1 protein-coding gene is annotated in these 787 nt (G+C 58.8%); it reads left to right on the top strand.

From position 1 onward, the window contains the following. Positions 1 to 74 precede the first annotated feature (74 nt). A partial coding sequence (locus FMN63_RS27700; RefSeq protein ID WP_148587407.1) for a DUF932 domain-containing protein occupies positions 75 to 787 on the top strand: 713 nt, incomplete at its 3' end.

Raw genomic sequence — 787 nt, 5'->3', positions numbered from 1 at the left:
GCCGCCCCCGTTTCCGACGACGCGGAAAATGAAACGAGCCACCCCGGCCAAGTTCAGGAAACAGGAGCAAACCAATGAACTCAGTATATGCCAGCACCGCACGCTTTGATTCCGCCCGCGCTCTCAGCGAAGACGAAATGCGCCGGAGCGCTCCGTCTATCTTCGCAGTCTCAGCCCATGAGAGCCGTTCCGAACGTTTCCAGCCGATCCCTACCATCGAAGTTCTGCGTGCGCTGACAGACGAAGGATTCATGCCGGTTGGTGTGAAGCAAGGCCGCACCCGCGATGCCAGCAAGAAGGACTTCACCAAGCATCTGATCCGGCTTCGCCGCCTCGACCACGATGCCAAGTTTTGTGTTGGTGATACCGTTTGCGAAATCCTGCTCAAAAACGCAAATGACGGAACGTCCGCGTTCGACATCATGGCCGGGTTGTTCCGCATCCGGTGCCTAAATTCCCTTGTCGCCCAGACCTCCACCCTCGAAAGCGTGAAGGTTCGTCACAGCGGAGACGTGCGACACAAGGTGATTGACGGCACGTTCAGCGTGTTGAAGGAAGCGGAAAAGGCCCTTGCCGCGCCAGCCGATTGGAGCGGTCTGATCCTCGACCGTGACGAAAGGCAGGTGTTTGCGGAGGCTGCGCACATTGCCCGCTTCGGAGACAGCGAAGGGGAAACCACGACCCACATTCAGCCGAGCCAGCTTTTGAACACCCGCCGCACGGGCGACCGGGAAAACGACCTCTGGACAACTTTTAACGTCGTTCAGGAAAACGCCATCCGGGGCGG

It is taken from the genome of Stappia sp. BW2 (genome assembly GCF_008107695.1).
Taxonomy (GTDB): Bacteria; Pseudomonadota; Alphaproteobacteria; order Rhizobiales; family Stappiaceae; genus Roseibium.
The sequence above is the reverse complement of the archived record's forward strand: the minus strand, read 5'-3'. Positions and strand labels throughout refer to the sequence as shown.